This window comes from Metabacillus crassostreae (assembly GCF_016908395.1).
Lineage (GTDB): Bacteria > Bacillota > Bacilli > Bacillales > Bacillaceae > Metabacillus > Metabacillus crassostreae.
Genome location: NZ_JAFBDU010000001.1, coordinates 705,153 through 728,995 on the forward strand (window position 1 = coordinate 705,153; position 23,843 = coordinate 728,995).

Annotated in this window: 20 protein-coding genes, 1 pseudogene and 1 riboswitch; of the genes and pseudogenes, 13 read left to right on the forward strand and 8 right to left on the reverse strand. The window is 32.7% G+C overall.

Annotation, left to right across the window (positions count from 1 at the left end):
• Positions 1 to 48 precede the first annotated feature (48 nt).
• On the forward strand, positions 49 to 5,319 hold the full coding sequence (locus tag JOC75_RS03925) for a LysM peptidoglycan-binding domain-containing protein (RefSeq protein ID WP_204952793.1): 5,271 nt from the start codon (positions 49 to 51) through the stop codon (positions 5,317 to 5,319).
• A 95-nt stretch (positions 5,320 to 5,414) separates the two neighbouring features.
• Here the strand turns inward: JOC75_RS03925 and JOC75_RS03930 are convergent, their stop codons facing one another.
• From JOC75_RS03930 to JOC75_RS03940, 3 genes are read right to left on the reverse strand one after another with little or no spacing between them, the layout of a single operon-like run.
• Positions 5,415 to 5,972: an SCO family protein gene (locus JOC75_RS03930; protein ID WP_204952794.1), complete on the reverse strand. Its 558-nt coding sequence runs from the start codon at positions 5,970 to 5,972 to the stop codon at positions 5,415 to 5,417.
• Positions 5,973 to 5,993: 21 nt separating this feature from the next.
• Entirely contained in the window at positions 5,994 to 7,394 is a 1,401-nt protein-coding gene (locus tag JOC75_RS23865) for an ATP-binding protein (protein WP_204952795.1), read from the reverse strand.
• 3 nt (positions 7,395 to 7,397) lie between these two features.
• Positions 7,398 to 8,069, reverse strand: a complete 672-nt coding sequence (locus JOC75_RS03940; RefSeq protein ID WP_204952796.1) for a response regulator transcription factor — start codon at positions 8,067 to 8,069, stop codon at positions 7,398 to 7,400.
• Between the two features lie 214 nt (positions 8,070 to 8,283).
• On the opposite strand from JOC75_RS03940, the gene JOC75_RS03945 reads away from it, so the two are divergent.
• The 6 genes from JOC75_RS03945 (at position 8,284) to JOC75_RS03970 (ending at position 13,334) form a co-directional block, all read left to right on the forward strand.
• A complete protein-coding gene (locus JOC75_RS03945) occupies positions 8,284 to 9,642 on the forward strand; it encodes a PepSY-associated TM helix domain-containing protein (protein ID WP_204952797.1) in 1,359 nt (452 codons plus the stop codon).
• A 17-nt stretch (positions 9,643 to 9,659) separates the two neighbouring features.
• Entirely contained in the window at positions 9,660 to 10,127 is a 468-nt protein-coding gene (locus JOC75_RS03950) for a FixH family protein (protein ID WP_204952798.1), read from the forward strand.
• A gap of 590 nt (positions 10,128 to 10,717) precedes the next feature.
• On the forward strand, positions 10,718 to 10,885 hold the full coding sequence (locus tag JOC75_RS03955; protein ID WP_420828009.1) for a YjcZ family sporulation protein: 168 nt from the start codon (positions 10,718 to 10,720) through the stop codon (positions 10,883 to 10,885).
• A 221-nt stretch (positions 10,886 to 11,106) separates the two neighbouring features.
• Positions 11,107 to 11,640, forward strand: coding sequence for a sigma-70 family RNA polymerase sigma factor (locus tag JOC75_RS03960; RefSeq protein WP_420827999.1), 534 nt, complete (start codon positions 11,107 to 11,109; stop codon positions 11,638 to 11,640).
• A 6-nt stretch (positions 11,641 to 11,646) separates the two neighbouring features.
• The gene (locus tag JOC75_RS03965; protein ID WP_204952799.1) at positions 11,647 to 12,057 is read left to right on the forward strand and encodes a PadR family transcriptional regulator; all 411 of its coding nucleotides are present in this window, start codon (positions 11,647 to 11,649) and stop codon (positions 12,055 to 12,057) included.
• 5 nt (positions 12,058 to 12,062) lie between these two features.
• Entirely contained in the window at positions 12,063 to 13,334 is a 1,272-nt protein-coding gene (locus tag JOC75_RS03970) for an FtsW/RodA/SpoVE family cell cycle protein (protein WP_204952800.1), read from the forward strand.
• An 84-nt stretch (positions 13,335 to 13,418) separates the two neighbouring features.
• Here the strand turns inward: JOC75_RS03970 and JOC75_RS03975 are convergent, their stop codons facing one another.
• Entirely contained in the window at positions 13,419 to 15,062 is a 1,644-nt protein-coding gene (locus tag JOC75_RS03975; protein WP_204952801.1) for a hypothetical protein, read from the reverse strand.
• Positions 15,063 to 15,064: 2 nt separating this feature from the next.
• Positions 15,065 to 15,844 carry an ABC transporter ATP-binding protein gene (locus JOC75_RS03980; protein ID WP_204952802.1) on the reverse strand — a complete coding sequence of 260 codons (780 nt, stop codon included), beginning with the start codon at positions 15,842 to 15,844 and terminating at the stop codon, positions 15,065 to 15,067.
• 380 nt (positions 15,845 to 16,224) lie between these two features.
• Between JOC75_RS03980 and JOC75_RS23870 the strand changes: the two are divergent.
• Positions 16,225 to 16,446 (forward strand): annotated as a pseudogene (locus JOC75_RS23870) (GNAT family N-acetyltransferase); the annotation flags it as partial.
• Positions 16,447 to 16,522: 76 nt separating this feature from the next.
• Here JOC75_RS23870 and JOC75_RS03985 read toward each other — a convergent pair.
• A complete protein-coding gene (locus JOC75_RS03985; protein ID WP_204952803.1) occupies positions 16,523 to 16,729 on the reverse strand; it encodes a hypothetical protein in 207 nt (68 codons plus the stop codon).
• A 210-nt stretch (positions 16,730 to 16,939) separates the two neighbouring features.
• On the opposite strand from JOC75_RS03985, the gene JOC75_RS03990 reads away from it, so the two are divergent.
• A complete protein-coding gene (locus JOC75_RS03990) occupies positions 16,940 to 18,256 on the forward strand; it encodes a D-serine ammonia-lyase (RefSeq protein WP_204952804.1) in 1,317 nt (438 codons plus the stop codon).
• Between the two features lie 436 nt (positions 18,257 to 18,692).
• Here the strand turns inward: JOC75_RS03990 and JOC75_RS03995 are convergent, their stop codons facing one another.
• Positions 18,693 to 19,712 (reverse strand): phosphotransferase, encoded by a 1,020-nt coding sequence (locus JOC75_RS03995; protein ID WP_204952805.1) that lies wholly within the window; start codon positions 19,710 to 19,712, stop codon positions 18,693 to 18,695.
• A gap of 225 nt (positions 19,713 to 19,937) precedes the next feature.
• Between JOC75_RS03995 and JOC75_RS04000 the strand changes: the two genes are divergently transcribed.
• The 4 genes from JOC75_RS04000 to JOC75_RS04010 all read left to right on the forward strand — a co-directional run bounded on the left by JOC75_RS04000 (position 19,938) and on the right by JOC75_RS04010 (position 23,120).
• A complete protein-coding gene (locus tag JOC75_RS04000) occupies positions 19,938 to 20,135 on the forward strand; it encodes a hypothetical protein (protein WP_239589270.1) in 198 nt (65 codons plus the stop codon).
• 458 nt (positions 20,136 to 20,593) lie between these two features.
• Positions 20,594 to 20,974, forward strand: coding sequence for a DUF7878 domain-containing protein (locus JOC75_RS24535; RefSeq protein ID WP_476703445.1), 381 nt, complete (start codon positions 20,594 to 20,596; stop codon positions 20,972 to 20,974).
• A 121-nt stretch (positions 20,975 to 21,095) separates the two neighbouring features.
• The gene (locus JOC75_RS04005) at positions 21,096 to 21,665 is read left to right on the forward strand and encodes a hypothetical protein (RefSeq protein ID WP_204952806.1); all 570 of its coding nucleotides are present in this window, start codon (positions 21,096 to 21,098) and stop codon (positions 21,663 to 21,665) included.
• Between the two features lie 117 nt (positions 21,666 to 21,782).
• A riboswitch (SAM riboswitch) is annotated at positions 21,783 to 21,883 on the forward strand.
• Positions 21,884 to 22,007: 124 nt separating this feature from the next.
• Positions 22,008 to 23,120, forward strand: coding sequence for a 5-methyltetrahydropteroyltriglutamate--homocysteine S-methyltransferase (locus JOC75_RS04010; protein ID WP_204952807.1), 1,113 nt, complete (start codon positions 22,008 to 22,010; stop codon positions 23,118 to 23,120).
• A gap of 70 nt (positions 23,121 to 23,190) precedes the next feature.
• On the opposite strand, the gene JOC75_RS04015 is transcribed toward JOC75_RS04010, so the two are convergent.
• The gene (locus tag JOC75_RS04015; protein ID WP_204952808.1) at positions 23,191 to 23,337 is read right to left on the reverse strand and encodes a hypothetical protein; all 147 of its coding nucleotides are present in this window, start codon (positions 23,335 to 23,337) and stop codon (positions 23,191 to 23,193) included.
• Positions 23,338 to 23,843: the final 506 nt, after the last annotated feature.

Genomic DNA, 23,843 nt, shown 5'->3' on the forward strand with positions numbered 1-23,843 from the left:
TTGGTAAAACCTAATAAGTAAGATTTTAACGATAGAGGTGTTTTTCTCATGAAGTTTGATCGCTATGAAGTAAAAATAGATCAGCACAACAATTATACTCTTATCATCTATCTTGACTCTTATTTAACAGAGTTTTCAGATGAGCTTCATACTCTACAAGTAGAGAAACAAGATTTACAAAAAAGCATTCGTCAATTAATCAAAACGAAATTTCCTCATATTCCTATTAAAACGGCAAAAGTTGTAGCAGGTACTATGATAGTGACAACTTTATATTTGTATGGACCACCAGGCTTTCAAAGTCATAAAAGTGCAAGTGCACAAACACTACAAGAAGTTAAACACGATACCTATACGGTTGCATCAGGTGATAGTTTATCTCTAATAGGTAAAAAGTTTAATGTGTCTGTTGCTACAATCAAAGCATTAAATAACTTAACCTCTGATACGATATTTGTAGGACAAATAATAAAGCTACCTTATTTTACGTATACCGTTGTAGCTGGCGACAGTTTATCAGTGATTGCAAAACGGTATAATACAACCACTGAACAAATATCTTCATTCAATGAATTAACGAATTATACGATTAACATAGGTCAAAAGCTTAAAATTCCTCTCAATTTATCAATACCTGTGCAGGAACCAGCAACAACACCTATTGAACCAACGATTAAAAATGATACATACACAGTTGTATCAGGTGATACTCTTTCTCTGATCGCTAAAAAATTGAACACAACTGTTGAAAGCTTAAGATCATTAAATAACTTAACAACAGATATGATTTTCGTTGGTCAGGTATTAATTGTTACAAAATCTCAGCAAGAAACGATCGTTGAAGAACCAATTATATCTAATGAACCCATTCCAACAGGAAATGAAACAACATACACAGTAGTAGCAGGTGATTCGTTATCACTTATTGCTAAAAAATTTTCGACAACTGTAGCTGCCATTCAGGAAACAAACGAGTTACCTTCAACCATCATACGTGTTGGACAGGTTTTGAAAATCCCTGTTCCTACTACAGATAGTGTCATCACACCAGAGATTGTGAATGAAGAGCCTGCTTTACTTACAACGTATACTGTGGTTTCTGGAGATTCTCTATCTCTTATAGCTAAGAAATTCAATACCACTGTTACCACCATTAAAGAAGCAAACAATTTACCAACAAACACAATCTACATTGGTCAGGTTCTAACAATTTCACAACCAACAATACAGGCGCCAAAAGATACGATTGCACCAACCGTACCAGTAATAGAAGCTACAACTGTCATTAACAAACAAAACCAATCAAATGTATCACTTTCTGGGAAAGCTGAAGAACATGAAACATTAGAAGTGACAATCACTGATCAACAACAAAATACTGTAAGCTTTGAGATGAAAGCAGATAATAGTGGTCAATACCAACACAATGTAGATGTATCCACGCTAAACGACGGTACTTTAACTGTGATAGCAATCGCTAGAGATGAAGCTGGAAATAAAAGTCCAGAAAGTCAAATTATAATGAAGAAAGATACGATATCACAGGTACCATCTTTATCAACAACTGATATGAGCCAAAATAATATGAACTCGTATTTTATATCTGGTAGTGCAGATGCGGGCTCTATCGTAACTATTATTGCTTCAGATGAAACTAAGAATTTAAATGCAGAAGCCATTGCTAATGAACGCGGAGAATTTCAAGTCTTTATGAATGTTTCATCTTTACAAGATGGTGATATTACGATTACTGCTAAAGCAATTGATCCTTCAAAAAATGAAAGTGAGCCTACATCTAAGATTGTGAAAAAAGATACATTAAGTACAACACCAACATTGATTCCAATTCCTTTCATTAATAAAAATTTGTCAACAAATGTTGTTGTGAAAGGAAATAGTGAAGAAAACACATCAATAGTACTAACAGCAACAGATGGCTTAACACAAGTTCAAGCAGAAGCTAAAGCAGATGAAATGGGCTTATTTCAACAAGCATTGGATTTGTCAAAGCTTAATGACGGAAATATCACGATTACATCTACATCAACAGATGCTATCGGAAATAGAAGTGAAGCAGCAACGATGATAGTCGTAAAAGATACAAAAACTACTGAACCGATTTTAGAAAAAATAGAAGATGTTACTTCACAAAATGCACACCAATTTCAGCTAAGTGGTATGACAGAAGAAAATGCAGTTGTGAATATCACGATAAGTGATGAGCAAAATCAAACAACTGAGAAGAAAGTGAAAGCTGACGAAAATGGCAGGTTTCAAGAAAGCTTCGATCTTCGTAATCTACATGATGGGAAATTAACTCTAACAGCTTACTCTGTTGATGAATTAGAAAATGTAAGTAGTATCACTCAAGGGACAATTTTGAAGGATACTATAGTTAATTCTCCAAAAATGGAAGTACCATCTTACATTAATAATAGTAATGAAACGAATGTTCCTATTATAGGCTTAGCTCTTCCTGGATCAACAATTTTGATTACTTTTACAGACAAAAGCAATACAGTGAAATCTGTTGAAACAACAGCAAATGAAGCTGGAGAGTATGAGGCTATAGCAAATCTGAGTGATTTAGAAGATAAAGAAATCATTGTGTCTGTTATCCAGACGAGCTTGGCAGGGATTAAAAGTGACGCTACTGTAGGTAGGTTAATCAAAGATACAGAAATACCTCATGCTCCAACATTTCACAATGATAATTACATTAATAGTGAAAATCAAAACGCTTATATCTTATCGGGAATGGCAGAAGCTTCTGCGATTATCAGCATTTCCATTGATCAATTAAATGGTCAAACCATTGATGTGGAAACAACAACGAGTGAAACAGGAGAATTTTCGATTTCTGTTGATTTATCAACCTTTAATGATGGTGATATTAACTTTTCACTATTTCAAACTGATGTTGCAGGGAATAAGGGTGAAACTATTTCCAAAACGTTAATCAAAGACACATTATCATCAAGTAAATTAGATCTAAATGTTTTAAGAACAATATATAATGGCAATGTTTACAATTATCAATTAAGCGGTGTCGCAGATCCACATACATCACTTTCTTTGCTATTTACTGATGGTGAAAATACACAATCAGTAACAGTCGAATCAGATGAAAATGGACTTTTTGATGTGACCGTTGATATGAGCAAGCTACAAGATGGTGACATCAAGGTTTCTTTTCAGACAAAAGATTCTGCTGGAAATATAGGAGAGCTTGAACCGGCAATCATTACAAAAGATACAACTTCACCTGCCGAAGCGGTTGCGACAGTGGCTCCTTATATTAATCAAGAAAATATGAACGAATATAAAGTAAGCGGTGCAAGTGTCGAAGAAGGAGCAACGGTTACAATCGTAGCAACAGATGGAGTTAAAACAATAGAAGAAACAGCCTTAGTATACAATGGAAGTTTTTCTAAAGATCTTAATCTTTCTACATTAAAAGATAGCATCATAACTTTTACGATTACACAAACAGACAGAGCAGGTAACACAAGCATTGTTTCTGCAGCAACAGTTGAAAAAGATACTGTGATAAAAGAGCCGACTGTTTCTAAAAATGGATTTCGGTATGAAAATCTCCAGTCAATTTATACAATGATTGGCACAGGAGAGTCAAATGCTACAATCAATGTGATAGCAAAAAATCAAAATGGAGAAAGTCTTTTAACTACTTCGTCAGAAGCAGACAATAATGGCTTTTACACAATTTCCATGTATCTAGATGTTTTAGAAGCAAGAGGAAATATTACAGTCTCCATTTCACAAACAGATTTGGCAGGAAATAGAAGTGAAATCAAAACAATTACTCTTCAAGCTCACACAGTAAGTGAAGGAGAAACACTAGAGGATATTGCAAAAAGGTATAACACATCCGTTGTAGCACTAACATCTCTTAATCAGCTTTCAAGCAGTATTGTTTCCCCAAATCAACAGCTGTTATTGCCTATTAGTGCAAGTGAAGTGATTAATTTAGGTTATATGTATTTTGGCAATACAAAAGATTATATCAATATGGTCAATTCCACTTCACATTCAGTAAATGTTGTGGCGCCGAGTTACTTTGATATTCATCCTGATGGAACATTGAAGCTCACGTATCAAGTAGATGCTTCTTTTATATCAATGATGCATATGCAAGGAAAACGAGTTGTTCCATTCTTAAGTAATCATTGGGATCGAGAGCTTGGACGTGCGATGCTAGCAAACAAAGAACTAGCAGCACAGCAAATAGCAGATGCTATCGAGCGATACAATTTAGACGGAGTGAATGTTGATATTGAAAATGTCACAGCTGCAGATCGCCAGGATTATACAGAATTTGTTCGACTGTTACGTGAGAAAATTCCAAGCTCTAAGGAAGTTTCTGTAGCGGTTGCAGCAAATCCTAATGGATGGACCACTGGTTGGCATGGTTCATATGATTATACAGAGCTAGCCAAATACGCTGATTACCTTATGATTATGAGCTATGATGAAAGCTATCCTGGCGGTGAAGCAGGCTCAGTTGCAAGCTATAATTGGGTAGAACGATCTGTTCAATATGCATTAAGCCAAAATGTTTCTAGTGATAAAATTGTCTTAGGCGTGGCTCATTTCGGAAGATACTGGATGGAAGGTGCTTCATACGGAGGACATGGTATCTCAAACTCTCAAGTTCACATGATGATTGATCGATACAATGGAGAAGTACAATTTGATGAATTAAGCAAAACACCAAAAGCGATCATTACGATTCGAGAAGGTGATCCTGAAACTGTTATTGGTGGAAACACACTTGCTCCAGGATCATACGAAATATGGTTTGAAAACGAAGAATCTATTTCAAATAAGCTGTCTTTAATTAGTCAATATAACCTCAAAGGTGTAGGAAATTGGAGTATTGGTCAAGAAAACAAAGAAGTGTGGAAAACGTATGCTACATCACTTCCACAAACATTAATGGTGACAGCACCAGCACCAACTGCTACAACAAGTTATCTGGAATACAGAGTAGTAGCAGGTGACACACTGTGGGTGATTGCCCAAAGAAACAACACAACCATTCAAACAATAAAAGAAATCAATGGTTTAACATCAGATTCTTTAACAATTGGTCAAATTTTAAAGCTACCACAAAAGCAACAAGAACCAGTATCTGAGGTTACGGCTAGTTCGACTATGTATAAAGTTGTAAGTGGTGATTCTCTATCGTTGATTGCTAAAAATTTTAATACGACCGTCACTGCGATTAAAGAGAAAAATCAAATAACTTCAGATATGATTTATGTTGGACAAACACTAGTGATTCCAAGTACGACATGATTTTAATTGAAAATAAAGAGCGCAGATTGGACTGCGCTCTATTTTTGTGATTTTTTATATAAAGCAGTTAAAAGCTTATTATTGATGTTACGCACTCATTTTAGTTTCTTTATCTCAGCAATCATTTCCCCAAAATGACTTTGCTGAAAGCCAAAGCTATTCACAACCTCACCATGCTGATTGATCAAATAAAAGCTTGTTGAGTGAATGACTTGATCAGAAGAGGAGGGCTTTTGAATAAGTGTTTGAAATTCCTCTCTTGCAAATGCTTCGATTTCAGCTTGTTTATATCCTGTCAGCATATGCCAGTTTGATGAGTTTGTTGTAAATTTGTCCATGAATTTCTTTAAAACTTCAGGTGTATCAATCGTTGGATCAACACTAAAGGAAACAAGCTCGACATCAAGGTTTTGGTTGGTTAGTTCTTTTTGAAGAGCTGCCATACTTGCTGTCATTGGTGGACAAACCGTATCACAATTGGTGAAAATAAAATCTGCAATCCACACCTTACCTTTAAGATTTTCAGAACCAAAGGATTGTCCATTTTGATCGGTATAAGTAAATGGCTCCATTTGAAAAGCTGCTTCTTTGTTACCGTTACAAGCAGACAATAGTAAACAACAAAAAATGAGTAATAGCAAAGTTTTTTTCATAAAATCCTCCGATACGGTTTGCTAATCATAGGAAATAAGTGGTACTTTAATTGTCACAACTGTTCCTCTGTGGCTGTCACTTGTGATCGAAAAATTACCGTTGTGTAAAGCTATTATTTGTTTAACAATTGATAATCCTAGACCTGTACCACCAGTAGATCGACTTCTAGCTTTATCTGTTCGGAAAAAACGTTCTCCGATTCTATCAATATCTTCCTTCTCAATAACTTGACCTTTGTTTGTAACAGAAAGAACCATCATGTTATGTTCTTCTTGTAATTTAATAAACATTTCACCATTTTGTGATGAGTATTTAATCGCATTATCGATAATGTTATACATAACCTGCTGCATTCGTTTAACATCTCCGACAATGATGATATCTTCCTGAATAGAAGTGCTGCATAATAGGTTATTTTCAGATAATCGTATTTTAAATAAATCAATTGTATCTAAAAGAACCTGAGCTATTGCAATTGGCTCTTGATCTACAACATATAAATTTTCCTCTAAATGATTGAGCTCGATTAAATCATGTAGAATTTGGTTGAGTCGATTCGTTTCTTTTTCAATTGTTGTTAAATAGCTATCTGCTTCCTCCTTTGATTCATATAGCTGCTGCTTAAGTGCATGAGTATAGCCATTAATATAAGTAAGAGGCGTTCTTAGTTCATGAACAATATTTGAAAGAAACTCTTTTTTCCGTGATTCCTGGTCTTCCAGTGAAGAACTCATCGAATTAAATGCTTCGGCCAGTTTACCCACTTCATCTGAACTTGTTGATTTGATACGATTTGAGTAATTTCCTTTGGCTATTTCCACAGACAAATTTTGCATCGATGTTAATGGCTTAAAAAGAGAAAGCCTAATTTTATTAACAATCAATAACAAAATAAAGAAAAAGATGCTTCCTGCTAAAATAAGAATCGGGAGGCTTTCTTCAAACACATCATGTAATTCGGCTAATGGAACATAAATATACACAATTCCGATCAAATCTGATTGACTTTGAATAGGAAACATCGCTCCAACGATATTGCGATCAAACTCTGAAACATAGCCTTCTTTTAGGATGTAATTTCCCTTAGCTAATGTCGCTTGATCTTCAGGACTTATTAATGGGCTATTTGCGATTTGATAGGGGAAAAGATCCTTTAGTTCATCAACCGAATTCACGACGATTACCTCATATTCTGAGACAATATTAAACCAATGAATTTTCTCAATAATATCTTCGTTTAATGAACCATAATGAAAATGGGACGCTGTATTTTCACCTTGGTAAATAACTGATTCTCGAATGCTTTTTAGGTATAAATCTTTATATAAAAAATGCAAAAAGAAAAAAGAAAACAATATGGTGCAGCTAATACTAAGAAAGATAAGAAGAAATACTTTTTTACTTAATGAGAAATTCCTCACTTTTCACACCTCAAATTTATAACCTTTTCCCCAGACAGTTTGAATGAGAGCTCCATGTTTTTTTAATTTTAATCGTAGTGTTTTAATATGTGTATCAACTGTTCGTTCACTACCCGTGTAGTAGTCTCCCCATATGGACTGTAATAATTGTTCTCTTGAAAATAGCTTTCCGTTATTTTTTGCTAAAAGCAACAGTAATTCATATTCTTTTAAAGTAAATGAAAGTGATTGATCATCTAATTTAACTGAATGTGAATTCGTATCGATAACGAGTGGCCCTAGTATTAATCTTGTTGAAGAAAGAGATGCCACCTTTGCTCTTCTTAAGACAGATTCAATTCTAGCCAACAATTCACCAGGATGAAATGGCTTCACAATATAATCATCGGCTCCTAATTTTAATCCATGAACTTTATCCCATTCTTCACCTTTAGCTGATAAAAAAATAAGCGGAATATCGTGTATTTTCTTTACTTCACTAGCAAATGTGAATCCATCTATAAAAGGCATCATCACATCAACTATAAGAAGATCAGGTATGTTGTTTTTTATTTTTGCAAGAGCATCAATGCCATCTGTAGCTTGTAATACTGTATAACCTTCCTTTAATAAAAAAGTTTGCACAAGCTTTCTCATTTGTTCTTCATCATCAATAATCATTATGGTAACACCCATTTTATGTACCTCACTCTTTTACAATATGATTACTTATCATACACCTATTATAAGGGGAAATTGTGAAGAATTTGTGGAGTTGAGATCTTTCTTCACTTGAAATCTACTACTGCATTAAAAACAACAACAAAAAAGTTCAATTTCTTCACTTTTTCAACACATTATTTTTTTATGATGTTACCATAGAAAATTAATTGAAGAGGAGTTATAGAGAATGACCAAAGAGAAGATAAAACCTGAAAAACAAGCTCAATCATTATATAAAACAGTATGGAGATGGCACTTTTATGCGGCTCTTATTTTTGCACCGTTTCTTATTATACTTGCATTTACAGGCTCGATTTATTTGTACAAGCCTCAAATTGAAAATATGATTTACAAAGATCTCTACGAGGTAACACCACAGGAAGATAGAGTTTTAGCTTCAGAACAGATCGAGAAAGTGAAAGAAAAATATCCAGATGCACTTGTAACGAAGTATCGACCTGGTGAAAACGATGATCGATCTAGTGAAGTAAGTGTAATAAATGATGGGAAATCGCTAACAGTTTATAGTGATCCTTATACAGGTAAAATAATCGGTGAATTAAATGACGATGACAAAATCATGGATAAAGTGGAAGAATTCCATGGAGAATTAATGGCTGGAACACTTGGTGATCGAATTGTTGAGCTAGCAGCGTGTTGGGGAGTTATTCTCGTTATCACTGGATTATATTTATGGGTCCCAAAAAAGAAATTTGCTTTTTCAGGAGTCCTTATTCCACGATTTAATAAAGGAAAGAAGGTACTAGTTAGAGACTTGCATGCTGTACCTGCATTTTGGATTGCTGGAGGTATGGTGTTTTTAATTATGACTGGACTTCCATGGTCTGGATTTTGGGGAACTCAATTTCAAAATATCGCAACACAATCTGGTGTAGGATATCCACCTTCAGTTTGGAGTGGTGAAGCTCCAACATCCACAATTAAAACAAAGGATATTGCAGATGTACCTTGGGCAGCTGAAAATTTAGACATACCTTCTTCAGATGTTGAAGGGTTTACTCCGATATCAATCGATGAAGTTGTCACAATAGCAAACAGAGAAGGAATTGATCGTAGCTATTCAATTTATATACCTAGTGAGCCTAGTGGAGTGTTCACGCTATCAGCTTATCCACCTAAAGCACAGGATGAACTGACCATGCATGTTGATCAATACACAGGAGCTATCTTAACTGACTATCATTTTGATAACTACGGAATTGTCGGAAAAATCGTTGCCTTGGGAATTACTTTACACAAAGGAACACAATTTGGCTGGTTCAACCAGCTTATCAGTCTTGTAATCTGCTGGGGAATTATCTTTGTCGCATTAAGCGGATATTATTTATGGCTTATTCGCAAAAAGAAACATGACATTAGCGCACCTAAAGCACCAAGTGCATTCAAAATGAAATCATTTTTAATTCTTTTAATTGTACTTGGGATTATTTTCCCATTAGTTGGATTGTCTCTCATTATTGTGTGGTTAATAGATTTGTTGATCATCCAAAGAAGTTCAAATTTGAAGAAGACTTTCAATGCTTAGTAAAGGAGGGTACAAAAATGAGAAATAAAACTTTCTATCTATTACCTATATTACTATTATTTCTTATTGCATGTTCGAATCAAAAAGATGTTGTTAAGCTATACCCTCAGGAATCACCTATTAACATTGATATTCTTCTTCCTGAGACAATTACTGTTAATGAAAATACAAACTTCAAAGTTCAATTAACTCAGGCTGGACAAGCACTAGAAAACCCAGACTTTGTTCATTTTGAAATTTGGAATCAAGAAGGAACTGATTATCATTCAATGGAAGAAGCTGTTGAAGAGGGAAACGGTATTTACAGTTTAAGTAAAGCGCTTGAACAGGAAGGTCTATATTTTATTAAAGTACATGCAAGCAGCAATGGATCGATCATCATCCCACAAAAGCAATTTGTAGTTGGGAGTTTAACTGAGAAGGATGAGGAATTTTTATTAAAAGGCGCAAAACCAGATGTAGAGGGACATGATTTCCACCATTAAATGTAAAATTTATTACCGTTTGAATTTATTAGCTGTTAGGTTGATAAAAAATTGTACTTGACGTGGAAAGATGAAAAGATGACGTGTAAAGTGAGTTTGATGGTCGATAACATGGTGAGTTGCTTGAAAAGATCGAAGAATGGTCGATACAAAAGAGAACTTGACGCGAAAAGATGAGAGAATGACGTGCAAAATGAGTTTGATGGTCGATAACATGATGAATGGCGTGAAAAGATCGAAGAATGGTCGATAAAAAATAGAGCATGACACGTCAAGATGAGAAGATGACGTGCAAAATGAGTTTGATGGTCAATAACTAAGTAAGCTAGCATGGCAGTGAAGAGGATTCGTTAGATGGTTAGTTGACTTACCGATAGTAAAGCACCTTAAAATTAAAAAATGGGCTTCATTTTAGGCTGTTTCATGAATACTTTCTCCAACTAGACGGGCTCCAAAATTCGATAAGCGTATATACTATTTCGAGTGATACTTTTAACAATCGAAAGGAAGATGTATAAATGTACGGTTACGAAAACAACAGTCCACATTTAGCTGGGGCAAACACTCCACATATGAATGCAGCAGCAAATATGCCTCATCAGCCTATCATGCCATATACGTATGAAGCTCCTGCTTACGGTTACGGATATTGTGCTCCAGCACCAACTTATAGACCTAATAATACATTCGCGCTTATCGTTGTGTTATTTATTTTACTAATCATTATAGGTGCAACGATTTATGGTAGTAATTGTTAACACAAATACGTAAAAAAAGACACTATGAGTTAGTGTCTTTTTTTATTATGTTGTTTTTTATAGAGTCATTGTTTACTATTCACTATAGTGATAAAACGAATTTATTACATTTTTACAACCTACATAAACCAACATATTATAAATAAACCTTTAAAAATTAACATGAGCCCAAACTTTTATTATTTTAGCATCGTCTAATGTATGGAAGGGAGCAGATTACATTGGAAGAAAGTATGACTCAAGACCTTATTACAAATGATAGAGAAAAATTAATAGATCAATTAATGGATCAATATGGAAATGCAATATTACATCTTGCCTACTCCTATGTAGGGAATAAAGAGGTTGCAGAAGATCTTACTCAGGATATATTTGTGAAGTGTTATCAAAGATTAGATCAATATCAGAATAAATCTTCATTAAAAACGTGGCTCTGGAAAATTGCGATCAATCATTGTAAAGATTATTTAAGAAGCTGGCATTGTAAACATATCGTTGTTTCTGATGACCAGGACAAACAAACTTTAAGTATAGATAATGAAGTAGAACAACAAGTTATTCAAAAATATGAAGATGAACATTTAGTAAAAACAGTGTTCAGTTTACCAGATACATACAAGGAAGTAATCTATTTATTCTATTTTGAAGAACGATCGATTAAGGAAATATCCAATTTGACAAATGTGAATCAAAATACGATTAAGACCAGGCTGAAGAGAGCCAAGGAAATCTTAAAAGAGTGTTTGGAGGTATAGATAGATATGGATGATCAGTTGAACCAATTTAAACATGCTATGAAAAGAACTGTATTACAAGAGCTTAATTTTACAGAAGAACATAAGAAAAGCATTAGACAGAGAATGAAACAAATTCAAACCACGTCAGAGGCTGATATCTTATTAGCGGTTTTTCAGCTACTGAAGCAAAAACGAACAGGTTTTGAATTAAGTAGATTAATGCGTGCAAGAGGGATAGAAAGATTTGAAAATGAAGAGGGTCTTCTTTACATGTCTTTACATAAATTCGAACAAAAGGGCTACTTGAATATATATTGGGAAAATGATGATGTAAAGCTTTATGAGCTTAATGATAAAGGATTGAAATTATTAAAAAAGCTTGAACATAAAAGCGATGCTACGTCATACTTTCAAAAAGAAATATTTGAGAGGTAACAGTTATGACTAATCGTAAGGAACAATTTCTAGATGAAGTATTACAGTTCATTAAAGCAAAAGAAGCTAAGTCAGTTATATACAAAGAGCTGAATTATCATATAAAAATGTCAAAGTCAGAGCTAGTGTCAAAGGGAATTAGTGATAATGAAGCTGAAGAGAAAGCAATAAGCCAGATGGGTAGTCCATCAGAGCTTGGAACTCACTTTAATAAATTGTATCGACCGATATTTGATTGGAAACTTTTTGGTCTATTCATCGTTATTATTTCAATGGGAGTTCTTCCTCACATTTATTCAACCGTTTACTCTGAAAATCTATTGATTAAACAAGTAATATATATTGTATTAGGAATTTTAGTGACAATAACGGTTATGTTTATTGATTATAGAAAGGTCAAAAGATTTGGTTGGTTTTTTCTACTAGCAGCATTAGGCTTATTGATTGTTCTTACCTTTTTTCCAAATACGGTCACGGTCATTAATGAAGTTGGTCTTTTTACCTTTTTTGGCTTTTATCTTAGTGGGAATTCACTTTATTCTCTATTTCTCGTTTTTTGGGCCTTTTATTTTTCTAAGGAAAAGCCCAAGTTATTCGTAATAGCTGGTGTCTATTTGTTTTCAGTATTTCTGTTGATGCGCTTACCAAGTTTATCTGATGTATTTATATACTCTATTCTTGTGTTTACGCTATTTATATGTAGCTCAAAAAGTAAGAAAGCTATTTATACAACGATTGGAGTAATATTAGGTTTAGTTATTACAACTGCTAGTACCTTTTGGTTTAACACAAAAGAATACCAAAAGGATAGACTACTAGGCTTTCTAAATCCCAATGAATATTCACAAGGCGCAGGTTATATGTATATCAAGTTAAAAGAATTAATATCAAAGGGTTGTTGGTTTGGAAATTCAGGTCAAGCCAATATTGATAACGGGATGACATCAGATTTCGCTTTTGCTAATATTACGTTTTATTTTGGTTGGATATTATCTGGATTTCTTTTCGCTACAATATTATTATTTTTATATAGAATGATCGTTGTATCAACTAGTATAAAGGATCGTTTCGGTAAACTATTAATAATAGGCGTGTGTTCATTACTATCCATTCAAGTTGTGTACAACGTTGGAATGATTCTAGGACTTTTCCCAATAATTTCAATGACATTACCTTTTATTAGCTATGGACTACATTCAACTGTCTTAAATTCTATTCTTATAGGAATCGTACTTAGTGTGTATCGAAAAAAACCCTTGATGATCTCTGTAGAATAAATAAGTAGAAACGCTGTTGATCAAAAATCAACAGCGTTTTGAAGTAGAAATTTAAAATGGCTTCTATTAAAAAAGATCTTCGAATTATTCATGAATGTTCTCCCAAGTAATTTGAAATGCCTTCTTCCACATAATCATCAAGATCAAGATCGATAACACAAGATAAAGATAAATTCCATACGGCATCAATGTACTAATAAAATGGAGACCAGCAAATACTGCAGCTAGCAGCATTAAAGCAAATAAAAGTCCACCATTGCTATTTTGATTATAAGCATCAAAAGACTCTGAAAAGGGAATGACCTTTTTAAGGATAATAAAGCATATGACAGTATATAAACAAGCATTTATAAAGACAACAACAAGATCAGGTGTAACTCTCACACCAAATATGACAATAAATGCTGCACATAAAATCAAATAAACTGGTAAATATAAATTCACGATAAATGCCTTTATTGTGCCACTAAACATTGGCTTTAAATGATTAATAGGAGCAACCTTGAAAATCCAAGCACCTTTATATTTTCCTGAAAACTTCAATAATAACATGATCGTCGGGATAACAATTAAGCTGAAGTAAATGGATAAATACGATTTACTTGTGGATAGAGCGTTAAAATCTGTACTAAACCCATTCATGATAAATATAAACGGGATTACAATAGAAAAACCTAAAGATGGATAGACCTTCAGTTTAAAATCTCGTTCATTTTTCATCATTAAACTAGCAAACTTGAAAAACGTTCTTTCTTCTTGTGACCGACAAATAATACCAAGAAGAACTTGACGAAACTTACTGTGTCTTTTTTCTTTCGCTTTTCCATGATAAGTTAGCTTTTGAAGACTTTGCTCAAAAGCAGGATTAAATTTTATATAAATTGCTATTGCTAAAAGAGGGATCAATACTCCTAAAGCTGAAAATAGTAGATAAAATGGCTGAAATTTACCTATCAGTATCATTTCCGTGTTAGATGCATACCACATTGGAAAAATAAATACCTGCCACCATTTAGGCTCAAGTGAGACAGCTAGGTCGATAAATTCAAATGAGCGAACAAGTAATTGATACCCGACCATTATCGCAAGTGATAACATTATTTGAACAAAGTTAATAATATCCTTTAATTTCTCACCGTCAAAAAATCGTAAAATAGCCAAATAGATGAGTGCCGTAAGAGCAACTACCAATAAATCAATAAAAATGATGTTTACAACTGATACTAAGAAAAACAGAAAGCCATGAACAAATAGGCCAATAATCAATGGAATTCCAACTAGAGCAATCGTTAGAAAAGAGAGGTAAATCATAACATGTACCATTTTAGCGGTACTAATCGTTCTTCTACTAACAGGCTTTGGAAATAAGATATTGCGATCACGAATATCCAGCAGTACAGAAGAAAAATCTGAGATCATTGATGTCATAACAAAAAAGGTGAAAATACCATAAAAGAGACTCATTTGAAACAAATAATTTTCACCAATTAGTAAAAAGGGGATCATAAACAAACCAAATAAAACGTAAATCCATAAAGATTTTATATATTGATTGTCATTTTCCTTGTCTTTTTTCTTAGCATTTTGTGAGAAAATCGTTGGAACTCTTCGTCCATCCATTGTTAATTTAATTTGTAGAATTTTTCTCATCATCTTGTAATCTACGTCAAAACTTCTGAATATTTTTTCGAATTGATCTAATAGCTTCAGTGTACGATAATTCTTCATTTCTACATCTCCCTTACAACAGAAACAAATCGTGAGCCAAGGTCTTTATGTTCACTAAATCCAGTAAGCTGATTAAAAATCTGCTCTAGAGATCCTTCCGTACTTTCTTTCCTTAGCTCATCAAACGTGCCATCTGCTGCAATCTTTCCATCATGCAGAAGAATGATCCGACTACTAATTTTTTCAACAACATCCATGATATGAGAAGAGTAGAAAATGGTTTTTCCTTGAGCTGCAAGCTGGGTCATAATTTCTTTGAAAATCATTACACTGTTAGCATCAAGACCATTAATTGGTTCGTCAAAAAACAACAATTCAGGGTTATGTATTAAGCTTGAGATAATTAAAAGCTTTTGTCGCATTCCTTTTGAGTAAGAAGCAATACGAGAGTGATAGACTTCACCAATACCGAATAGCTCCATTAAACGTTTCGCCTTATAATCTGCTAAATCATTATTAAGTCCATACAATTCACCTATAAACGTTAAATATTCACATCCTGTTAAATTGTCGTACACTTCTGCAATTTCAGGCACATATCCTATTTTGTTTTTATACTCTATTTTTTCATTAGAAATATCTTCGCCAAAGATCTTGATACTACCAGAATAATTGTCTTCAATTCCTAACATAATTTTAACGGTTGTACTTTTTCCAGCTCCGTTTGGACCAATATAACCGATAATTTCTCCTCGTTTCACTTTAAGAGAGACACCATTTAAAACAGACTTTGAGCTATAACTTTTTTTAAGATCATTAATTTCTAAAATAAATTCTTCCATAACAAATATCCCCCATGTCTAAAATTTTCCATTTCATTCTTTTTCTAGTGTAACATTAACTATGTTACATACTAAAGATGGAATTAGAAAAAATGTTGTAGTACTAGGCAATTTTTCTATTTGCTTAGAAAAAGGAGGTAGTTATTGTTATATGAATATCTTTTTCCATTTAAATTCAATAAGTGTTGAAGTAAAAAGTGTTATAATAACTTGCATAAAATTGTAGAAGTATTGGAGGTTCTGAATTTGAAGTTTAGTGGAGGATATTCAGTAAGTATTACGACAAACTTCCTACAAGGTATGCAAGCCCAGCTCCAATTTATTACTATGAAGCAGAACAGGATGAATTAGAAAAACGATTTGAGTTAGATGATGATTTGGAGGCAATAAACCTCCTATTAGAACATGCATTCGGTATCTTAAATTTACATAGAATAGAGTTAAATGTATTTGCTTTTAACGAAAGAGCTTATAAAGTTTAAGAGAAAATTGGCTTCAAAAAAGAAAGGGTACAAAGAGATGCACTTTTTTATGACCATGAATATCACGATTCAATATTAATGGCTATTTTAGAAGACGAATGGAGATTGAAAAATAGATAAATAAAGCATGTTAGGGTGTATTTTAAAGTCATTATATATCTTAATTTTGGAAATAGTTAAAAGGGAGGAGTGAAGTCTAATTATCTTCCCCCAATATTACTTTTTTTGAAAGCTTGGAAATTGGTAGGAAGATCACTATCCAGATACCAAGATCAATTAATGCTAACAATAAATTAAATTTATCACTAAATATTTCATAATTAAACCCAACAAGAGTTGTAAATCCATTATAGATCATAACAGTTAATGAAATAGTAATTATGGCTAATATAAAGTCCTTCAAATGTTCATCCCCAACGACGAATTTATGGTGAAGCTAGTTAAACTTAATTTTATCATAATTTTCCATTTTCGATCATAATTCTCATCCCAAAAGCATTCTTTTTACGAAGAACACCAAAGACTATGTTGTAGCCTAATTTTCAAATATACTTATACTCATGTAAACTAGTATAATGATTGAAGAAATTCCTTTTAAAGAGGTGTTATTTAGATGAAGAAAGTTAACGGAAAAACGATAACACAATGGATTCAAACTCAACCAATCATCGAATCGATTATCCATACAAAAGAAACGCTATGGCTGAACCCAAAATATAAACCATTTGAAAAGGCGATAACAAAAATTCCCCTTACATTGAAAGATGTGATTGAAGCAGAGGAGAGGTTAAATAGATTTGCACCTTTTCTTATGACTGTGTTTCCTGAAACAAAACCCTCCTCAGGAATCATTGAATCACCAACAGTGGATATTCCTTCTATGAAGAAAGCATTGGAGCAATTTTACAATAAAGAACTAGATGGTGATTTGCTTTTAAAATGTGATCATCTTCTGCCGATATCAGGATCAATTAAAGCAAGAGGTGGGATTTATGAGGTATTAAAGCATGCAGAAGGAATAGCACTGAGTTCTGGTTTGTTAACTATTGAAGATGATTATAGCATTCTAGCTCAACCTCGTTTTAAGGAGCTTTTTTCTCAATATTCAATTGCTGTTGGATCTACAGGAAATTTAGGACTTAGTATCGGGATTATGAGCGCAAAGCTAGGTTTTAAAGTATTTGTACATATGTCTGCAGATGCTAAGAAGTGGAAAAAGGATTTATTAAGAAAAAAAGGTGTTACCGTGATTGAGTACAATTCTGATTATAGTTTAGCTGTTGCTGAGGGCAGAAAACAGGCAGAAGCTGATAGAAACATGCATTTTGTTGATGATGAAAATTCTAAAGATCTGTTTTTAGGCTATGCAGTCGCAGCATTACGACTAAAAAAGCAGCTTGATGAATTAGGTGTCAATGTTAATGAAAAGCACCAACTTGTTGTTCATTTACCATGTGGAGTTGGCGGTGGACCAGGAGGAGTGGCTTTTGGTTTGAAGTTAATTTTCAAAAATAATGTACATATTTACTTTGTAGAACCAACTCATTCTCCTGCCATGCTTCTTGGTTTAGTCACAGAATTACATGATAAAGTATCTGTTCAAGATTTTGGTATTGATAACATAACAGAAGCTGATGGATTAGCTGTTGGCAGACCCTCTGGATTTGTTGGAAAGCTATTACAAGAGCTAATCAGTGGAGTTTATACAGTTGAAGATCAGCATCTTTATAAGTTATTATCACTGTTAGTTGATACAGAAAATATCTATTTAGAGCCATCTGCTGTTGCAGGCTTTCCAGGTATGATGAAACTAGAAAATGCTAAAACCGCTTTTCAACACCCAACCCATTTAGTATGGGCAACAGGTGGTAATATGCTACCAGATAGTGTTCATCGAGAAAATTACGATAAAGGAAAAAGCTGCTTATAATAAAGCTAAAAATGAAACCTGTGGGATGTACCATTGTTTACTATCAACATCATGCTTCGTAAAAACACTGGTTTTACCTATTTAAGGAGTTAATAAAATGAAAAAAATGAAAGTTCTTCAAATTAAATTATGGATAGGTGCTGTTTTAGGTTCTCTATTGATTTTTCTTATCATTAAACAAATATGGAATGATGTAAATAATAGCTTATTACTATTCTTGTTAATTTTCAGTTTTATAATAAACTATATCTTTACGATGATAAGATTTAAACATCATGATAGCAGAGTTAAATCGGAAGAAAATACTTGAATCCTAGCTAAAGATCTTATTTAAAATAAAACTCTACGAATTGTTATTTACTTATGAATAGTAATTAACGATTGTTTTACTATTCATAAGTAAAAAGAAACCTTGTTGCTTAACTATTTAAATAGGTTAGTTTCGGAACAACAATTTTAAGTTCTCGCCACCTTCTTGTAACCATTGAGGATTTGCTGCTGCTTTAACGATTTGTTCTTCTAACACTTGCTTATCATCAATATTTTCTAGATAACGGCCAAGAAAATGAACGAATACATCTAATCTTCTTAGTTGAACCAATATAGGCAGTGCTTCGATTTCTGCTTTCTCTAATGAAATAAGTGAAGTGAAGCCGTTAACAAAGGCCTCTATATTTTCCCAAAGTCGTGTTTGGTTTTGTTCTCCGACGATTAGCTCTGAGATACACACTGCAGCTTCCATCACACGTAAATCGTTTGTAACAAACTCAAAATCAAGAATTGCCGATATTGCTTCAGAAGTTTGTAAAATATTCGATGCATTTAAATCACCGTGAATTAATTGATGTGGAAGCTTTTTAAGGGTGGGCACATATTGCTTAAAATCTACTAGTTGCTGCTTGATCCACAATAACTCGTTTTTATATTTGGTAAATTCGTGAGGTGGATCGTAACACCATTCTGCGATTTTATTAATAGGCAATTCCGGATAAGTATGTTCAATTTCATAATAAGGTCGATAAATCATTGTGTTATTAAGCTTTAATTCATATAGAGCTTTTAGTAATGAACCAGTTCTTTGTCCAAACGAGTAAATAATTTCTGGGTGATCTAATGTAGGATTTTCACCGATAATGAAATGATACATACACGCTATTTTCATAGAGGTATCATTTAATCGAACCATCGTATCACCATTCTTTGCTATAAGTGGAACAGGGACTTGAAATGGTAAATCTCGTATCTCTTGAAGCTTTAATAAAACCTCATGCTCTAGTTTTACCTTTTTTAGATCTTGGTGAGATTCATAAATTCTAACTATATATTTCTGTTCATCACATTCAATATAACGAGTGGTGTTATTATAGCCGCTTTTCCCTTCGGAAACAGTCCAAGTTCTGTTTTCTCCTAAAAATTGTGCTACAACTTCGTTAATTGCATCTATAAGTTTACTCATAATCTTTGTTCTCCTTGATCTTTTTAGGAAAGCTTTTTTATACTTATTATTACAGTTGTTTTTAATCAATACAACTACCTAAATATCATATAAAAGACCACTAAGTATATTTGAGTTATAATTAGTAGAACTCATTTACTGCTAATTTCTTGTGCGAAAAAATTGGAATAAACATAAACATTTCTAGATTTAACATATTTAATAAGGGAGTATTTGTGTAAGACAATGATTAAAAAATATAAACTAAAGAAAAATTTTAGAGGTATAAAAAGAGGTACACATCTCTATTTAATTGCAGAATCTGAATTCATTGGTGTTAAAGAATTTGTTCTACGCACAAAAGATCTGTCAATTAGACTATCAATTAATGAAAAAGAGTTGGAGGATCATTTTATTTTTTTGAGCTATGGAGCAATTGATTGACAGTGTTAGATTTTGAAAATCAGTCACATTAGATCATTCTTCTCCGGCAAAAACATAGTTCATTATTTGATAAAATATTATTCTTTATTTAATTTTATTGGTAAATTAATGGGGATTACCAGTATAATAATGTAACTTTAAGTAAACAAATGTTTGATAAAGAAAGGAACTATAATTGTGATTTATAAAATATTATTAATAATGGCTATGGTTATTTTTGTATTGGAATTATACATATCTCCAACTTTCTTTAATGTGGAACCAGATGATACAGGTTTATTTTTAGGTTTAACATTCTTATGTATCATTCTTGGTAAATTACTATCCGATAATCATAAAAAGAAAGATGTGTAAACATGTTGGAAACTAATAATGAAGATAATAAGATTTTCTTTGAATACGAATTTGTAAATGATCGTCATATTATTTCTAATAAAGATAAATGAGATGCTTCAAAAATCCTAGCTGTAGATGCTCTTTTTACGATTAAATGTAATGATGTTATTTATTTTCAAGAAGAAATTGCAATTCTAGAATTTTATAAATCTCTGTATTACTGGAAAAGAGATTATACGCAAAAAGGCAAAGTTGAATTTCATTATTATACAGTTGAATATGATGATTATGAAGATGGTGCACTGATTTCTTTGCAGACATATTCTAATTATGGTCGAATTCACTCAATTTTTTCACAATCAGAATTTCATTATGTTTTTAACTTAAATTACATCTTAAAAGAGTTTACAATTTTAGAAGAAAGACTAAGCAATGATATTGAAGACTACTTTCGTATAAATTTGAGATCTTTCATCAAGCATATTCCATTTAGTTTTAAGTAAATCTTTGTGTCGCTTAAATGTACGATATTCTATCCAAACTACTTTCTACATAATTATAAAATGTAAGAATTACCTTCATTCATAAAGAAGGAGAACATATGAACAGTAGGTGGTGGAATTGATGCGTGAAAGAATATTTTCCCTTAAAATCGATACCAGTGTTGCTCGTAAATGGAGGTTGAAAGAAAGAAGCTATTTAAAAACTTTTAAGTATGGTGGAATGACAGGAATCCTTGGAGCAGTTTGTTGTGCTTTTGGTATGCTAGGTGGAATTGGTTTCGTCATAAGTGCATTGGCAACTTTACCATTGATTTTAGCAACATTAATGTCAATTACAACTGGGGTTTTCTCATACTTTATAACATTTATATTATTGTGCGTATTACAACCAAGTGAAGCTTATGTTTATTTGCTAACTCAAGGAATTTTAGGACTTGGAATGGGAATCGGTTTTCAAGTTTTTAAAAAATCAATATCAACTATTTTATTTTCAGGATTTTTTTTATTTCTTGGCATTCTTTTTATTCTTGGTGTGACAAAATTTACTGTGCTTGGTCCTGATGTAGGCACAAACCTTAGTTGGAATATTAGTGCTATGATTCTTCTTTTTTCGATTGTTTATAGTGCAATTTGGGTAGTGGGAGTTACTACTTTTTTAAATAAATTCTCTAATTTCAACCTAACAAAATAAACTGAAGACATATAATATATGGAAAAATATTGATAACAGAGAAAAAATACCCATTTTAATGTTGACAATTTTTATAGGAATAGTTTATGATAGATTTATAACTTAATATTTTGATTTTTCTTATCAAGAGAGGTGGAGGGACTGGCCCTATGATACCTCGGCAGCGGACTTTTATAGTACTGTGCCAATTCCAAGTAGCGTAATGCTAGAGATAAGAGGAGCAGGTAAACTAATTTTATTATTTAACCCTTCTTCTTATTACTAGAAGAGGGGTTTTTTGATTTCAGTTTTCATTAGGTTGTTCGTTTTTTAAAAAATTTTCATTAAGGGAGAGAAAAACAGATGACAAAAACATTAGTATCAGCAGCACCATTTAGAGCAGATCACGTAGGAAGCTTATTACGTCCAGAGAGAATTCATCAAGCTAGAAAGAATCATATAGAAGGTAGTATTACATCTCAAGAATTACATAATATTGAAACAGAAGAAATCAAAAAAATCGTAGATAAACAAATTGAAGTTGGCTTACAAGCTGTAACAGATGGAGAATTTCGTCGTAAGTTCTGGCATACAGATTTTCTTGAGCATTTAACAGGTGTAGAAGGGTATGTTCCTGAAACTGGGTTTAAATTTAAAGGAGAAGAAACTGAAAGATATGATGTTCGAGTGATCGGAAAAGTAGCGTTTAACCCGGAGCACCCACATATTAAGGAATTTATTCAATTTAAAGAAATTGTTGGAGATCGTGCAGTAGCAAAACAAACAATTCCAAGTCCAAATCAGTTATTTAACCCTGGAATTCGTGACCTAGAAATCTACCCCGATATTGAGGAATATACAAAAGATGTAATCCAAACATATCGTGATGCAATAAAAGCTTTTTATGACGCAGGTTGCCGCTACTTACAATTAGATGATGTGTATATTGCCGCTTTAAATGCACCTAATATTAATTTTGATGCTGGTGGAACTTCACGTGAAGAATTAATTGAGTTAGCATTACGTGTTATTAACGGTGTATTAGAAGATAAACCAGAGGATTTAATTGTTACAACTCATCTTTGTCGTGGTAACTATCGTTCAACTTGGGCATTTGAAGGAAGCTATGCAAAAATCGCTCCGACATTATTTGCAAAGGAAAAAGTAGACGGCTTTTTCTTAGAATATGATGATGATCGTTCAGGAGATTTCGAGCCATTGAATTATATTCCAAATGATGGACCACGAGTTGTACTAGGTGTTTTCACATCAAAGCATGGTAATCTAGAAGACAAAGAAAATATTAAAGCGCGTATTGAAGAAGCAACTAAATATGTGCCATTAGAAAATTTATGTATCAGTCCTCAATGTGGTTTTGCTTCAACACATCATGGCAATATCTTGACTGAAGATGAGCAATGGGCAAAATTGAAGTATATTGTTGATATTTCAAAAGAGATTTGGGGACAGAACTAAACAATTTAATTAACATGAAAACAGCTTTGTACAATGTACAAAGCTGTTTTATTATCATTAAGTTTTTTACTTACATATAATCGTAAACAGAATCCTCTAAATAAAGCCAGTGATAGTATTCAATCTGTGGATCTGTCATTTCAGACATTTCTTTTTCATTGAATTTTTGTTTTGCTAATAATTCTTTCACTTTTAGATCTCTGGCTAATTTACTCATTTTAAATCCTCCTAATATATGAGAAGTAACACAGCTGCTACATTCATGTAAACGTTTTCTTTTCTTAACTTTATTATATATCTCAAAATGAGATTAAACAAATATCATTTTGAGATGATTTTTCGAAAACTGATATAAAATTGTTATTTATTGAGTTTTAATAGAAAGAAAAGTTATTAGTTGTCTTAAAAATTTAGGTAAGTAGCGCATACATTAAACCATATTTATCCAGAAAGTGAAATATAGTACAAAATCCTAAAAAAAGTACAAATGTAAACACTTACATTTGTAAAATCTTTATAAAAATTCTAAACACATTCTAAAGATCTTTCTAACGATTGCATTTTAATGTTGGTAGTATTGAGATAGCGCTTACAAAAAGAAAGGGGACAGAGAGAAAATACACCAATAATAAATGTTTATAGAAATTAAAAAATTGTGAAACCAACTTTCATTTCATAACTCCAGATTGTACATATACATCAGATTCCTGATTAGTAAATTAG

What these genes read in the sequence shown, in the direction of transcription:
- JOC75_RS04005 (WP_204952806.1), top strand. Translation starts at nt 21,096, where the DNA reads ATGCGTGAAAGAATATTTTCCCTTAAAATCGATACCAGTGTTGCTCGT.
- JOC75_RS03975 (WP_204952801.1), bottom strand. Translation starts at nt 15,062, where the DNA reads ATGAAGAATTATCGTACACTGAAGCTATTAGATCAATTCGAAAAAATA.
- JOC75_RS04015 (WP_204952808.1), bottom strand. Translation starts at nt 23,337, where the DNA reads ATGAGTAAATTAGCCAGAGATCTAAAAGTGAAAGAATTATTAGCAAAA.
- JOC75_RS03995 (WP_204952805.1), bottom strand. Translation starts at nt 19,712, where the DNA reads ATGAGTAAACTTATAGATGCAATTAACGAAGTTGTAGCACAATTTTTA.
- JOC75_RS03930 (WP_204952794.1), bottom strand. Translation starts at nt 5,972, where the DNA reads ATGAAAAAAACTTTGCTATTACTCATTTTTTGTTGTTTACTATTGTCT.
- JOC75_RS03955 (WP_420828009.1), top strand. Translation starts at nt 10,718, where the DNA reads ATGCCTCATCAGCCTATCATGCCATATACGTATGAAGCTCCTGCTTAC.
- JOC75_RS03965 (WP_204952799.1), top strand. Translation starts at nt 11,647, where the DNA reads ATGGATGATCAGTTGAACCAATTTAAACATGCTATGAAAAGAACTGTA.
- JOC75_RS04000 (WP_239589270.1), top strand. Translation starts at nt 19,938, where the DNA reads ATGATTAAAAAATATAAACTAAAGAAAAATTTTAGAGGTATAAAAAGA.
- JOC75_RS03970 (WP_204952800.1), top strand. Translation starts at nt 12,063, where the DNA reads ATGACTAATCGTAAGGAACAATTTCTAGATGAAGTATTACAGTTCATT.
- JOC75_RS03940 (WP_204952796.1), bottom strand. Translation starts at nt 8,069, where the DNA reads ATGGGTGTTACCATAATGATTATTGATGATGAAGAACAAATGAGAAAG.
- JOC75_RS03925 (WP_204952793.1), top strand. Translation starts at nt 49, where the DNA reads ATGAAGTTTGATCGCTATGAAGTAAAAATAGATCAGCACAACAATTAT.
- JOC75_RS03950 (WP_204952798.1), top strand. Translation starts at nt 9,660, where the DNA reads ATGAGAAATAAAACTTTCTATCTATTACCTATATTACTATTATTTCTT.
- JOC75_RS03945 (WP_204952797.1), top strand. Translation starts at nt 8,284, where the DNA reads ATGACCAAAGAGAAGATAAAACCTGAAAAACAAGCTCAATCATTATAT.
- JOC75_RS04010 (WP_204952807.1), top strand. Translation starts at nt 22,008, where the DNA reads ATGACAAAAACATTAGTATCAGCAGCACCATTTAGAGCAGATCACGTA.
- JOC75_RS03980 (WP_204952802.1), bottom strand. Translation starts at nt 15,844, where the DNA reads ATGGAAGAATTTATTTTAGAAATTAATGATCTTAAAAAAAGTTATAGC.
- JOC75_RS03990 (WP_204952804.1), top strand. Translation starts at nt 16,940, where the DNA reads ATGAAGAAAGTTAACGGAAAAACGATAACACAATGGATTCAAACTCAA.